Below are 13,697 nucleotides of genomic sequence, written 5' to 3'. Positions count from 1 at the left end.
GATTGTCAGTAAATATTGGTGGGGCGGACCGGCTCGTCGCCGCGCATGCCGGCGATCTGGGCCCTCAGCGCGATGTCGTCCCAGAGGCGCACCTCTTTGACGAGAACTCCCTTGTGAAAGGTGAACTGGGACATACCGAGCACGTCGACCGGCTTGTTGGTGATGGGCCCGTAGTTCGGCTGGCCGTTATACGAGCCGAGAAATTTCCAGGTGATGGCCACCCGGAGTCCGGCATAGCGCACGTCATAGTTCGTTTGTATGTCGCGCACCTCGAACTGTCCCGCGGGGAATGCTTCGAGGAAACGGAGCAGGGCGCGTCGGTAGCCTTCGGGGCGGATGATCGTTCGGTTGCCGACGGTCTGCAGCACAAGGTCGCGGTTGAAAAACGATTCGACCCTCTGCAGGTCGCGGTCGTTCCAGACCGTCTGGATCATCTCGATTACCGTTTCGACCTCGGAATGGTAATCGTCGGGCCGGGGTCCAGAATCGCCGAGCGCGATCGGATCGACCGGCGCCGGTTCCAACCACGATCCGGTGTAGCCGCGGAACGCCTGGGCACGGGCGAGGGCGTCGAGATCATCCCCGCGTTCAAGGGCACCGGCGAGGGAGTCGCGCACGACCCATTCCTCGACCATGCGGCCTCGGCGGTAGAGACAGTTCGCGATCGTGCGGCTCACCTCGGGCGCCCGCAGATGCCCTGAGAGAACGAGGTGCGAGCTGAGGAACGCATCGTCGCCCCGTGCTTCCCAAATCACATCTTCGGCTTGGCCCGTGCGGTCGGGGGTCGCCGAGATGCGCATCAGAGTGCCCTCGATCACCTCGGCGCGGTTGTCCAAGGTTCCATAGCCGCCGTGCACGATGGAGTCTGGCTCGTAATTCTCGCGGATATAGCTAATCGAGCGATCCACCCAGATGAGGTCGGTGACCTCGCGGATGAAATCGTCGGGGTCGGCATACGGTTGGTAAGCGACCGGATCGAGAGGCACGCTCGCGCTCCTTCTGTTCGTGGCCAAGGCACTGATGTGTCTCAAACGGTGCGGTGATGATCAGCAGTGTATGCGTATGCACAGGACGAACGCAAGGAGCGCAAGTCCGAGGTGGGCGATCAGGCTGAGGGGGATGCCAAAGCGAGCGTTCGACGCTCGACGAAAGAGGTCTCGTACTTGACATGCAAGACGGGAGCGTCGGGCTGCTCGATACGGCGCGCTATCAGCCGGGCCGCCTCGCGCGCCATCGTGGTGAGGTCGTACGCGATCGTCGACAGCTCGATGATCGGCCACGAGGCCGCTGGTAGGTCGTCGAAGCCGATGATCGACACGTCGCCCGGAACTGCCGCGCCCAGTCGGCGTGCGGCGTTCAGCGCCCCGTACGACACGACGTCGTTTGCACAGAAGATAAGAGTGGGGGGCGACAGCTGTCCGAGGAGCGAGGTCGTCGCGTCGTCTCCTGTGCGCGTATCGAACGGTCCTCGCCGAATGTTATGCGGGCTGAGATCGAGCCCGTTCGCCGCCAGCGCCGCGCGAAGTGCGACTTCACGCGACTGCGCCGTGCTCGTGTTGCTCGGACCGAGGATGGCGCCGATGCGGGAATGCCCAAGCGCGACAGCCCGAGAGGCGGCCGCGGCGAAACCGGAAGCTGGCTCGACAACAGTGGCGTCGGCGTCGGCGAAGGATGCCGTGCGGTTGAAGTAGACGAAAGGGAGGCCGCGGTCTCGAAGCCGAAGCGGCACCACCGAATCGACGGTCGTGGTCGCGAGGATCACGCCGTCGACGCCGTTCGCGATCAGCCTCTCGACGATCGTTTCGTTGTCTGCCGTCTCGGTGTGCAGCATGAGCTGGTAGCCCAGCTGCTCGAGCTGGAGGTGCGCCGGGGCGATTATGTGCGCGTAGAACTGGTTCTCGAGATCGGTGACGAGAAGGCCAATGCGACGGGTGCGGCCGGATGAGAGCGCTCGGCCGGCCTCGCTGGGCACGTAGCCCAGGCGGTCGACTGCAGCACGCACCTTGGCCTTGGTCATTTCGGAGACACGCGGATCGTCTCGCAGCGCGCGAGAGACAGTCGGCTGCGACACGCCTGCCAGTCGCGCGACGTCCCGGCTCGTAATGGCCATGCCCACCCTCGAAGTCTATTGGAGGGTTGACCCTCCATGCATACGAAAGCATAATGACAGCATACGTATGCACATCGAAAGGAAGCAGCGATGCCTTTATATCTGAAGAGTGCGCCGACGAAGTCGTTCACCGACAGCACTCAGAGCGACGTGGCCGAGCGAGTGAAGTCCATCATTGCCGGTATCCGCGAGGACGGTGACAGTGCGGTGCGTCGGTACTCCGAACAATTCGACACGTGGTCCCCGGAGGCCTTTCGCCTCGATGATGCCCAGGTCGAGGCGATCATGGAGACGCTCGACCAGCAGGTCATCGACGACATCGTGTTCGTGCAGAAGCAGGTGCGCGCCTTCGCGCAGGCACAACGCGACTCACTCGTCGACATCGAGGTCGAGACACTGCCGGGCGTTTTTCTGGGGCAGAAGCACGTGCCGGTGCAGGCTGCAGGCGCCTACATCCCCGGCGGTAAATACCCGCTCACCGCATCCGCGCACATGACGATCATCACGGCCAAGGTCGCTGGCGTGCCTCGCGTCGTCGCCTGCACCCCGCCCATCCGGGGCGAGATTCCCGCCGCCACCATTGCGGCCATGAAGCTCGCCGGTGCAGATGAGATCTACGTGCTCGGAGGAGTTCAGGCCGTCGCGGCCATGGCCCTCGGAACCGAGACAATGCAGCCGGTAAACATGATCTCGGGCCCCGGCAACGCCTACGTGGCGGAGGCCAAGCGTCAGCTGTTCGGTGAGGTCGGCATCGACCTGTTCGCCGGCCCGACCGAGATTATGATCGTGGCCGACGATGAGGCCGATCCGTTCCTCACCGCCGTAGACCTGCTCTCGCAGGCCGAGCACGGTCCGGAGTCACCCGCCGTTCTCATCACAACGTCGCGCTCTCTCGGCCAGCAGGTGCTAGAGCACATAGAGCAGCTGCTGCCTGGCATGTCGACGAGGGACTACGCCGAGCCAGCCTGGCGCGACTGGGGCCAGGTCATCGTCGTCGACGACATCGACGAGGCCTACGCCCTCGCCGACTTGTTCGCATTCGAGCACGTACAGATCTTCACGAAGGAACCGCGTCTCGCTCTGGAGAAGATGCACGACTATGGCGCCCTGTTCCTCGGCGAGAACACCTGCGTGTCGTACGGAGACAAGGTGATCGGCACGAACCATGTGCTGCCAACCCTCGGCGCGGCCCGTTACACGGGTGGCCTGTGGGTGGGCAAGTACCTGCGCACGGTCACCTTCCAGCAGATTAAGGACACCGCGTCGTCTGCGATGCTCGGCGAGGTGTGCGGCCGGGCCGCTCGCGTCGAGTTGTTCGAGGGCCACGCCCGATCGGGAGATGTCCGCGCCTGGATGCATAGCGGACGAACTTTCCCGTGGATTGAGGAGAACCTCGCCTCACGAGTGCCTGCTCGATGACCGGGCTCGTCGGGCGCACCGCACTCGTGACGGGTGGCGGAAGCGGCCTCGGAGCAGCTATCGCCACCGCGCTGCACGTCGCCGGCGCAGACATCGTGGTCGTTGGCCGCAACACTACCAAGCTCGATGACGTTGTGGGCCGCCTCGGCAGCCGGGCACGATCCATCGCCTGCGATGTGAGCGACCCCGCGTCGGTCGACAGGCTGGCGACAAGCCTCGCCGGCACACCAGTGTCGATCCTGATCAACAACGCCGGCGTTCCCGGCCCGGTCGCCTCGCTCACCGAAATCTCGGTCGAAGATTGGGACTCCGTCTTCACTGTCAATGTGCGCGGCGTCTTTTTGCTCTGCAAGGCGTTCCTGCCGCCCATGGTCGAACGCGGGTTGGGAGATGTGATCAACCTTGCCTCGGTATCGGGCAAACGGCCTCTCCCCCATCGCACGCCTTACTGCGCCTCCAAGATGGCGGTGATCGGGTTGACATCAGCCCTCGCCTTCGAGGTGGGGCGGGCCGGTGTCAACGTGAACACGTTGTCGCCCGGGCCGGTTGACGGTGCGCGCATGCAACGAAACTTCCGGCTCGAGGCCGAACGCGCTGGAACATCGATTGACGAGGCCGAAGCGTCGTTCGTCTCGCGGTCTGCGCTCGGTCGGATGGTGACTGAGGAGGAGGTTGGCCGGGCCGTGGTCGCGATGCTCGGTATGCCAGGGCTCTCCGGCGCCGACGTCGACCTCTCTGCGGGGATGGTCGCCTGATGCGCGTGTCTTTACGCGCGCGGGCCGAGTCGGGCGAGCGTCTGCTGGGCGTCCTGCTGAGGATCCCGGCCGAAGAACTGGTCGAGATGGCAGCCGTCGCTGGCTTCGACTTCGTGCTCGTCGACTGCGAGCACGGTCCCGCCGACATCGTGGCGCTCCGCCAGCACATCGCGGTGGCCGCAATCCACGGGGTTCCCGTTGTTGTTCGCGTCGGCGCGAACGATCCGGGCATGATACTGCGCGCCCTCGACCAGGGCGCAGAAGGTATCCTCGCGCCCCATGTAGACACCGCCGCCGACGCCGTGGCCCTGGTCGCTGCCACCCACTATCCGCCGGTTGGCAGCCGAGGTTTCGCGACCTACAGCCGGGCTGGTCGGTTCGGTGGAGCCGACCCTACGCAACACCGCGACTGGTATCTCAGAAACACGCTCCTCATCGGCATGATCGAATCGCCCGCTGGAGTGGCGGCGGCGGACGCCATCGTGGCTACCGCGGGACTCGACGGCGTGATGATCGGCCCCGCAGATTTGGCCGCGTCATCTGGCCCCGCCGACCTGCCCGTCGCCGAGGCAATCGCGCGCGTAAACACGGCGATCGCATCAGGCGGCGCGCTTCGGATGGATATTGTGAACACCACCGCCGTCGCGAGCAGGGCTTTTGACGACGGGGCGCAGCTCGTGGTCTACAACCTGGCGTCATCGTTGATGGCGCACCTGGCGGGGTTGCTGGCACCGCGCGACTGATTAAGGCGCGGCCAACCCTCGGTCAGGGATCGCCGTCGCGCCATGCGCGCAAAACATCGCCAATGACATCCGCTCGTTCGAGGGGTAGCAGGTGGCCGCTATCGACGGAGATGAGTCGCGCACGCGGCATCGCGGCTACGATTTCACGATGGGACTCGGGCGGACAGATCGTGTCCCGGGTGCCCGAGACGACGAGCGTCCGGATCTGGATGCGGCGCAGTGCCGGCCGCAGATCGGAGCGTGTGCCCTGCATCGCCAGTTGGGCGCTGAGATTCACGGCCCTCGTCGCCGCCCCCATCCGACGAGTCCTCCGCACGAGGTCGGGCCGGTGGGCCAGCGCGTCGGGCGACAAGAGCGCGGAGAGGATTTCGTCCTGCAGGTTTTCGGGACTCTCGCTTGCTTCGATTCGATCGGCCCAGGCCTTCCACGATTCCTGCTGCGCAGGCGTGGGGCCCTTGGCATTGGTCGACATCAAGCACAGGCGCTCGACCCGCTCGGGCACCCGGGCGACGAGCGCCATGGCCACGATGGCCCCGAGGGACAACCCACAGAGGGCGAAAGTCGGGGGGAGGTCGGCGAGCAGCCGATCGACCTGTGCGTTGATCGACCGCTCGCCGAGCACGGGCGTCAGGGTGTTGCCGAGTCCGCAGTCAGCCCAGAGATCGGCCGTGCAGTTCATGCCGGCCAAAAGAACGAGCGGCGTCACCTCACCCCTTGACGGCGCCGTCACTCAACCCCGCGACGAGATATTTTTGGGCGATAAGCGCGATGAAGATCACTGGGATGGTCAGGAGCAGCGCGGCCGCGCCCGACTGTTGCAGCATCGGCAGCGTCTGCCCGAGTTGCGTTGCGATGAAGACGGGAACGGTCTTTGATGAGGTGTCGGTGAGTACCAGGGCGGTTAGGTACTCCTGGAACGCGAAGAGGAACACGAAGATGCCAGCCGTAAGGATGCCGGGTCCCATCAATGGGATCATCACTCGGCGCAGCACCCCAGTTCTAGTGCAGCCGTCGAGCATCGCCGCCTCGTCGAGTTCTTTCGGAATGTCAGCGAAAAAGTTTCGGAGAAGCCAGATCGTGAACGGTTGGTTGATCGCGACCAGTGCTATAGCTAGCGCGAACGTGCTGTCGTAGATGCCGAGCGCCCGGCTGATGTCGTACATCGGCAGCACCACGGCGAAGCGGGGCAGTGCTCGGAAGATGAGCGCGAGTACTAGCAGGATGGCCGATACGTAGCTCGGGAACCGCGAGAGAGCATAGGCGGCGGGGATGCCGATAATCAGCGCGATCACGGTCGAGACTACGGCCACCACGAGGGTATTGGTCAGGTAGTCGGCGAAGTAAGTAGTCTCCCACAGGTCGACGAATGCCTGCAGTGTGGGCTGGTAGCCCCCGAACACCGGCGGATTCGCGAACGCCACGTTTGTGGGTTTTGTCACCGATAGCGTCATCCAGATGATCGGGCTCAGGGTCAGCAGGCAGAGGAGCCCGAGCAAGGTACCTGTGATGATGGGCGGCTTGCGCTTTGACCCGTTCTTGCGGCTCCGGCCCTTGCCTTCGATATCGGCGGTGGCTGTCGTGCCCGTGGAGAGCGACCGTGCGTTGAGCGTCATCGTAGGGCCTTCGCTTCTTTGAAGATCCCCCTGATGAAGGGGATGAGCATGATGAGAATGATGATGATTGTGAGCACGTTGATCGCGCTGCCCAGGCCGAGCTGCTGGGCCCATTAGCGAAGGCCACCGAATAGACGTAGAGCATGATTGACTCGTTTCCGATCGTTTCCGCCTGCGGCGAAAGGGGGATCAGGTTGTCGAACATGCGCAACACATCCATGATCGAGATGAGGGTCACAAAGCCGAGCACCCCGCGGATCGTGGGTATGATGACGTTAAGGTGCGTCTGCAATGGCGACGCCCCATCGATGTTCGCCGACTCACGCAGCTCGATCGGCACGCCCTGCAAGCCAGCCAAAATGATCAGCATCGCGAACGGCAGCATGTGCCACACCGTGTTCGCGATGATGAGGGCGGCGTTGGGCACTTGGTCGGTGAACCACAGCACCTCGCTTCCGCCCATAAGCCCGATGAACCTGTTGACGATGCCGCCAAAGTTGTCGTCGAATAACCAGGAGAAGGCAACGGCGCCCACTAGGTTCGGGAGTACGTAGGAGACGAGCAGGATCCCCAGCACAATCGGGCGCGATTTCGTGAGCCTATCGATTCCGGTCGCGACGATATAACCGAGAACGAGCAGAATCGCCGTCGTGATAATTGTCACGGCGACAGTGAAGAGGACGGCCTTGCCGAACCTCGGATCGGTGAGGGCCCCGATGTAGTTGCCGAGCCCGACGAAGGTTCCGGGCGTCCCGTAGCGGACGTTCTCGAAGCTCCACTGGATGGTGCGGATGAGAGGGAGGACGAGAAGTCCGCCCATCACCAGGAAGCTCGGTGCAAAGAGCATCCAGAATTCACGCGTCTTCATTGGTTCATCTCCATTGATGATGGATCACCGGATACTGCTGCGGGACTCAGCCGGCGACGGCCTCGCCGGCAGCCTGCATCTGCGTCAGTCCGACATCGACCGAGACGGCGCCCGTCAGGACCTGCATCAGGATGGGACGGATCTTGTTGGATACGTCGGACAGGTTCGCCGCCACGACCGGTGGCATCGCCGCTGCGATCGAGTCGTTCGCCGCCTTGCCGTAGGGTGAGTTCTTCGCGGTGACCATGCCCTCGCGAGCCGGATATGCGGCGGGAACCGATGCCTTCGACGCGTCTTCGCTGACGGCCGATGCCATCATCACGAAGAGCATTTTGGGGTCGAGTTTTGTGTTAGAGGGAATCGACCATCCGTCGATCGACAGGCGGTCGTAGGCGTACTTGGCGTTGTCGCTGACCTTGGGCGGGGCGGCGAAAGCAAACGATTTGGCCAAGGTGCTGTTGTTCTCAAGCGTGAGGTCGTTCATACGACCCGAGAACATTATCGACATAGCTGCAGTGTTGTTGTACATCTGCTGTTGAACCTTGGGCTGGTCGAAGGTGGTGACCTGCGGGTCCATATACGGCTGCAACGATTTCATCGCCTGAAGAGCCTGCTTCGCCTCAGGGGTATTCAACGTCACCTTTCCGTTCGACGTGACGAAGTCGGCGCCGAGCGAATTCATCGCGGCTTGGAAGCTCGTTGAGACGTCCGACGTGGCGAGCCAGGGAAGCGCGATCGGATACTGCATGACTCCAGCTGCTTTGATCGCATCGGCCGCCTTGGTCATCTCGGGGAAGGTCGTAGGCACCTTGAGGCCGAGCTTTGTGAAGATGTCTGCACGGTAGGCCATCACGAACATTTGTGTCTGCATCGGCAGGGCGTAAAGCTTGCCATTGAAGGACATGCCCGTTCGCATCGACGCGCTGATCTTATCCAGGCCGTAGTCGTTCGCGTACTTCTTGTAAAGATCGTCGAGCGGACGCAGTTTCTTAGCGGTCGCCAGACTGGGAATCACGAAGCCGTAGGTCTCGACGATGTCGTAAGAGCCGGTATCGCCCGCGAGCGTCGCGGTCGTCTTCGTGACCTGACCGCCGAAGTCGATGGGATCGTGCTTCACCGTGACCTTGCCTTTGGTGCAGCTCGACACCATCGTGTTGGTGAACGGGTCAATAGCGGATGAGTTGTAGGCGAGGACGTTGACCGTCGTCGCGGAACTGGGTGCTGTGTAGTCACAGGTAACCTTTGTGGCATTCGCATTGCCGGTGCGGCTGCCTGCGCTGCATCCGGTGAGAGCGAGTGCGCCGACGGTACCCACAACAATGAGGGCAAAGACGCGCTTTCTAAAAGTTGACATGGCCATACCGTATACGTATGCACTGGGCTAAGGGAAGTCTTCCGTGCGCCTTTGTTGGAAGCGCGAGAAAAAATTGCATACGCATTCCCGGGCGGCTTCACCATATTTGCCCGCCTGAGTCGACCTTCATCCCCATGCCGAGTCACTCCCCGACGCGAATAGTCAATGTGCCTGAAGTGTTGAGCGTGCCGTCCGAGGCCTCGAATGGATACTCACTCCTTGAATCACTGTCCAGGCCGCGATGATCTCGCAACCGGACTCAGCGCACCGACTTCCGCTCGTAGAGCGCCATCGACCAGGCGTATCCGGCGACCGCGATCACGATGGCCCACCCGGTCGCAAACCACACGTCCCCGTCGAGCGGAGTGCCGAGCAGCAGGCCGCGCACGGACTCGATGAACGGCGTGAACGGCTGGTACTGGGCGAACCACTGAAGCCAGTCCGGCATGGAGCCGGTCGGCACGAAGCCGCTGCCGAGAAGAGGCAGGAAGGTCAGGATGAGCGGCAGGTTGCTCGCCGTCTCGACCGACTTCGCCTGCATCCCCATGGCGACTCCGAGCCAGTTGAGCGCGAATGCGAAGAGCGCGATCACGCCAGCGGTGGCGATCCAGTCGATGAGCCCGCCTGAGGGGCGGAAGCCGACCAGGAGGCCGACCCCGAGTACCAGCACAACGGCGATCAGGCCCTGGATGGCATTGCCGAGCACGTGCCCGGCGAGCACCGCAGCCCGCGAGATCGCCATCGTGCGGAACCGCGCGGTGATCCCCTCGGTCATGTCCATCGCGACAGTGATGGAGGCACCGCTCGCACTACCCGCGACCGTCATCGCGAGGATGCCCGGCATGACGTACGCCAGGTACGCTTGCTGCCCGCCGGCCGGATCCACGCCCGGCAGGCCGGCTCCGAGGGTGCCACCGAACACGAACACGAACAAAAGAAGGAACACTATCGGCCCGCCGACGGTGAAGGCTGACAGACCAGGGTAGCGCACCATATGCAGCAGGTTGCGGCGCAGCATGGTGATCGAGTCGGCAACGACGTGCGACTGTCGGCGAGTGGCCGGGGCTGCAGGATGGTCGGTCGTGATGGTGGTCATGATTCGGTTCCTTGTCGGTCGACGCGGCCGGGCTGATCCTTCTGGCCGGTCTGATCTTGCTGGCCGGTGAGGGCGAAGAAGAAGTCATCGAGGTCCGGAGTGTGGATGCTGAGATCGTCGACCTCGAGACTCGCCGCCGCGAGGCGGTCGAGTATCGTGCGCAAGGTCCCGACGCCGCCGTCGCTCGGCACGCTGAGCCCGAGCCCGACGTCGTCGCGAGTGGAGTCGTCGAGCAGGCGGGCTGCCGCATCGAGCGTTGCGGCATCCGCGAATCGAAGCCGGATGTGCCCGCCAGGCACGAGGCGCTTGAGTTCGTCAGGCGTTCCCTCTGCCACGATGCGGCCACCGTCGAGCACCGCGATGCGGTCGGCGAGTTCGTCCGCCTCGTCGAGGTACTGGGTGGTGAGCAGCACTGTCGTGCCGTCCGCGACCAGGGCGCGCACGATGTCCCACATGGTGTGGCGGCTGCGCGGGTCCAGGCCTGTGGTGGGTTCGTCGAGGAAGATCACGCTCGGTGCCGCGACGAGAGTCATCGCGAGGTCGAGGCGGCGTTTCATCCCGCCGGAGTAGGTGGCGAGCGGCTTGCGGGCGGCTTCGACGAGGTCGAACTGCTCGAGCAGTTCAGCCGTCCGCGTCTTCGAGCGCTTGGCACCGAGGTGGCGCAGCCGTGACATCAGCAGGAGGTTCTCCTCGCCGGTGAGCAGGCCGTCGACCGCGGAGAACTGACCGGTGAGACCGATGGAGGCGCGGACGCCGTCCTGATCACGAACGACGTCGGATCCATTCACGAAGGCCGTGCCGCCGGCGGGCCGCACGAGCGTCGAGAGGATGTGTACCGTCGTCGTCTTGCCTGCGCCGTTCGGGCCGAGCAGTGCGGTAACGCTGCCAGCGTTCACGCTGAGGTCGATGCCGTCGAGCACGGTCTTATCGCCATAGGACTTCCGCAGCCCTCGGACGTCGATCGCTGTGGTGGTCATGTGTGTCGTTCCCTTCTGTTGTTCCAACTGTTGTTTCAACCCGGTAGTCGCAATCGCTGGCGCGATCCTCTAGAGCTCCACCGTGCGGGCGCGCTGGATGTTGATGTCGCCGTACTGGGTGCGGGCGTGCACTGCGACGGCCTGTTCTGACTCGTCGGGGCTGCGGTCGCCGTCGAGCTGGTTGCGCACATGTCCCTCCTTCGAGGACAGGTCAAGCCAGGCCGCAACGCCAGGCCGCACGCCGATGGTGACCGCGCCGAACCCGCTCTCCACCTGAATGGAGCCGCTCGAGACCTCTCCCAGCTGGATGCTGCCGTACGCGGTCTTGGCTGCAACGGAGGCAAGCGCCCTCGTGATGTCGAGGTCGCCGTAAGAGAGCTTGGCGTCGAGGTCGCCGCCGGACTCTCCCACCATGATGGAGCCGTGCGACGCCTTGAGAATGGCGTCGCCGGTGACCCTGCCGATCCGGATCTGGCCGTGGTCAGCCGTGATTTCGATCCCGCCATCGGCAGTGCCCAGGGTCGCGTTGCCGTGCCCGGCGCGCAGCCACAGGTCGTCGGTGGTCTCGACATCCACGGGACCCATCGAGCTTTTGATGCGGGTGGCACCGAGGCGTCCGGTGGTGCGCACGCCGCCAACCGCTATCTCGGCGGTGAATCGCGACCCCGTCGGCAGTTCGATCTTCACGTCGACCGACTCGGTCGGACCAATCCAGCTGAGGCGCGGCCGCGGGGCATTGATCGTCAGCCGCTGGCCGTCGAAGTCGACCCTGGTCTCCTCGGCGCCGCGGCGGTCGACCGCCTTCGTCGGATTGGTGGGCGACACGGTCACCACCGTGTCGGTGCGGTCGGCGGCGAAGACCTCGATCGCGCCGACCTGCATGTTCATCGCGAGGTCGATCGGGGTGGGGGTGTTGTAAGTGGGCATGCTGGCGCCTCCCTTTCCTGTGGGCGTGTTGGTTCTACCCCGCGGCTTCGCGGGGCTGGTGGATGTGGTTGGCCGGCCTAGTTAGCGCGCCCAGCCGGCGAAGTTGTCGCCGGTGCGTAGTGTGCGCTGCGCAGATCGTCGCTGCTTGGGTTGGAGAGCGGCTGCAATCGCACGGACCAGCCAGGTGTTGACGGACAGGCCGTCAGCTGCCGCCGCGTCGTCTACGCGCGCTTTGAGGGCGTCCGGCAGGCGAAGCGTCGTGCGCGAGGTGCTCACGTCGTCGAGGTCGACGGATGCCGCGGGCAGGTCGTCGCTGACGGATTCGGTGTTCGGCTGGGTGACGACGAACTCGATCTCGCGTCCGCGCAGCCGCAGGTCAACTGAGCCCGGTGCGAGGTCGCGGGTGATTTCGCCGGCCGCGGCCGACAGGGCATCGAGCAGTACGAGCCGCATTGCGGCATCCAGCCCGGCGGCGAGACGCTCGGCGACGGCGCGAGTGTCTTCGCTGCCGTTCTCTGCGGCATCCGCTAACTGACGCTGTAGGTCGCTGACGTACTGTCCAAGTTCCATGCCATCATAATGACACCACTGTGGTGTCATGTCAAGCTTTTGTGGTGTCATCAGTGACTTACTGGACTCAACAGCCCACAAGCGATGCATTCACGGCGATAGGGTCTTCGGCTGCGGCGGCTGGGTGCCTAGAATTCGGCCCACAGTCGATCGACTGGCATGACGTGGAGTCGGTCTTCGAAGGTGTATGAGCGCTCTCCAAGGTGGAGTGCAACACCCGCGACGAAGCTGTCTCCCAACCGGTCCCTCAGCTTCCGGAGCGGAGCCAGATCCGATCCGGGGACGCGGCTGCCAGCTTTCACCTCGATGGCGACGATAGTTCCGTCGTTTCGCTCAGCAATGAAGTCAACCTCCTCGCCCTCGTAGGTGCGCCAATGACCAATTCCTGCGAGACCATCCATCCAGGATGCCTGGCGACTCAACTCCCCTACGACGAAGGTTTCCAGCAAGCGCCCAAAATCGGTGAGTGCTGAGGCGTCGCGTCTGGCGAGCCGTTCAGAACTGAGTCGAAGCAGATGCGCCGCGACGCCAGAGTCCACGACGTGGAGTTTCGGTTTATTGCTTGAGCGACTAGTGAGAGTGGTGCCCCACGCTGGCAATTGCCGAATAAGGAATACGGCTTCGAGAATGCGTGTGTAACTTTCCACGGTGACAGCAGACAGGTCGATGTCGGAACCCGCGTCGGCGAGGCTCAAAACTTGCGCAGTCTGTCCGGCAAGTCGTCCGAGCAGACGTGGCAGCGAAGCAGCCTGGCGGAGCTTGCCAAGTTCGCGCGCATCGCGCTCCAGCGTGAGTCGGATGTAGTCCTCGAACCATCGGGACCGCGAATTGGAGGAGGGCCGGTCAATTGCAAGGGGGAAACCACCCCGCACGACCCTGCGGATGTACTCATCGCGGGTCGTCGGCGAGGTCGCTGTGGTGATGAGGGACGCAGGATCGTCGAAGAGGTGCCGCAGCAAGTAGTTATTGACGCCGTCGATCTCCGCCTGTGTAAACGGTTGAATCGGGACCCTGCTGAGACGGCCGGTGAGTGACTGTGCAGGGTGGATTTGCCCACGCTGCGTGGCCCTTCAATAAGGACGACGGGCTCTTCGGTCAATCGTTCCCGAACAAGTTGAAGTGCTCTCCGACTCACTGGGGTCTGCGCAGAAGTCGACCTCAGTGCAATCTAACGTCGTTAGGGTTTTTCGCGGGCCTCCACTAGAGATTTTCGAGGCAACCTACGAGAGATTTTCGAGGCAACCTACGAAAAATCAATGTTGTGT

13 protein-coding genes and 1 pseudogene are annotated in these 13,697 nt (G+C 63.6%); 3 read left to right on the top strand and 11 right to left on the bottom strand.

Annotated features, from left to right (window positions below; all coding sequences use genetic code 11):
* Positions 1-5: 5 nt before the first annotated feature.
* Both ABIB56_RS05130 and ABIB56_RS05125 read right to left on the bottom strand, forming a co-directional pair.
* On the bottom strand, positions 6-986 hold the full coding sequence (locus ABIB56_RS05130) for a nuclear transport factor 2 family protein (protein WP_354567928.1): 981 nt from the start codon (positions 984-986) through the stop codon (positions 6-8).
* A gap of 119 nt (positions 987-1,105) precedes the next feature.
* Positions 1,106-2,110 carry a LacI family DNA-binding transcriptional regulator gene (locus ABIB56_RS05125; protein WP_354567927.1) on the bottom strand — a complete coding sequence of 335 codons (1,005 nt, stop codon included), beginning with the start codon at positions 2,108-2,110 and terminating at the stop codon, positions 1,106-1,108.
* A gap of 90 nt (positions 2,111-2,200) precedes the next feature.
* Between ABIB56_RS05125 and hisD the strand changes: the two genes are divergently transcribed.
* The 3 genes from hisD to ABIB56_RS05110 are packed head-to-tail and all read left to right on the top strand — an operon-like array spanning position 2,201 to position 5,027.
* Positions 2,201-3,529 (top strand): histidinol dehydrogenase, encoded by a 1,329-nt coding sequence (gene hisD, locus ABIB56_RS05120; RefSeq protein WP_354567926.1) that lies wholly within the window; start codon positions 2,201-2,203, stop codon positions 3,527-3,529.
* Positions 3,526-4,284: an SDR family NAD(P)-dependent oxidoreductase gene (locus ABIB56_RS05115; RefSeq protein WP_354567925.1), complete on the top strand. Its 759-nt coding sequence runs from the start codon at positions 3,526-3,528 to the stop codon at positions 4,282-4,284. Before hisD ends, ABIB56_RS05115 begins: the two co-directional genes overlap by 4 nt.
* Positions 4,285-4,289: 5 nt before the next feature.
* Positions 4,290-5,027 carry an HpcH/HpaI aldolase family protein gene (locus ABIB56_RS05110; RefSeq protein WP_354567924.1) on the top strand — a complete coding sequence of 246 codons (738 nt, stop codon included), beginning with the start codon at positions 4,290-4,292 and terminating at the stop codon, positions 5,025-5,027.
* Positions 5,028-5,049: 22 nt separating this feature from the next.
* On the opposite strand, the gene ABIB56_RS05105 is transcribed toward ABIB56_RS05110, so the two are convergent.
* The 9 genes and pseudogenes from ABIB56_RS05105 to ABIB56_RS05065 all read right to left on the bottom strand — a co-directional run bounded on the left by ABIB56_RS05105 (position 5,050) and on the right by ABIB56_RS05065 (position 13,391).
* On the bottom strand, positions 5,050-5,733 hold the full coding sequence (locus ABIB56_RS05105) for an alpha/beta fold hydrolase (protein ID WP_354567922.1): 684 nt from the start codon (positions 5,731-5,733) through the stop codon (positions 5,050-5,052).
* A 1-nt stretch (position 5,734) separates the two neighbouring features.
* Positions 5,735-6,640, bottom strand: a complete 906-nt coding sequence (locus tag ABIB56_RS05100) for a carbohydrate ABC transporter permease (RefSeq protein ID WP_354567921.1) — start codon at positions 6,638-6,640, stop codon at positions 5,735-5,737.
* Between the two features lie 220 nt (positions 6,641-6,860).
* A pseudogene (locus ABIB56_RS05095) lies at positions 6,861-7,460 on the bottom strand (carbohydrate ABC transporter permease); the annotation flags it as partial.
* Positions 7,461-7,554: 94 nt separating this feature from the next.
* Entirely contained in the window at positions 7,555-8,658 is a 1,104-nt protein-coding gene (locus ABIB56_RS05090) for an ABC transporter substrate-binding protein (RefSeq protein WP_502917562.1), read from the bottom strand.
* 463 nt (positions 8,659-9,121) lie between these two features.
* Positions 9,122-9,958: an ABC transporter permease gene (locus ABIB56_RS05085; RefSeq protein ID WP_354567919.1), complete on the bottom strand. Its 837-nt coding sequence runs from the start codon at positions 9,956-9,958 to the stop codon at positions 9,122-9,124.
* Positions 9,955-10,935 carry an ATP-binding cassette domain-containing protein gene (locus ABIB56_RS05080; RefSeq protein WP_354567917.1) on the bottom strand — a complete coding sequence of 327 codons (981 nt, stop codon included), beginning with the start codon at positions 10,933-10,935 and terminating at the stop codon, positions 9,955-9,957. Before ABIB56_RS05080 ends, ABIB56_RS05085 begins: the two co-directional genes overlap by 4 nt.
* 69 nt (positions 10,936-11,004) lie before the next feature.
* The gene (locus tag ABIB56_RS05075; protein WP_354567916.1) at positions 11,005-11,862 is read right to left on the bottom strand and encodes a DUF4097 family beta strand repeat-containing protein; all 858 of its coding nucleotides are present in this window, start codon (positions 11,860-11,862) and stop codon (positions 11,005-11,007) included.
* A gap of 81 nt (positions 11,863-11,943) precedes the next feature.
* Positions 11,944-12,432: a histidine kinase gene (locus ABIB56_RS05070; RefSeq protein WP_354567915.1), complete on the bottom strand. Its 489-nt coding sequence runs from the start codon at positions 12,430-12,432 to the stop codon at positions 11,944-11,946.
* Between the two features lie 128 nt (positions 12,433-12,560).
* Complete coding sequence (locus ABIB56_RS05065; protein ID WP_354567914.1) at positions 12,561-13,391, bottom strand: ATP-binding protein; 831 nt, start codon at positions 13,389-13,391, stop codon at positions 12,561-12,563.
* Between the last annotated feature and the right edge of the window lie 306 nt (positions 13,392-13,697).

Origin of the sequence: Glaciihabitans sp. UYNi722, assembly GCF_040549465.1 — a bacterium.
In the GTDB taxonomy this organism is placed as follows: Bacteria; Actinomycetota; Actinomycetes; order Actinomycetales; family Microbacteriaceae; genus Lacisediminihabitans.
The sequence above is the reverse complement of the archived record's forward strand: the minus strand, read 5'-3'. Positions and strand labels throughout refer to the sequence as shown.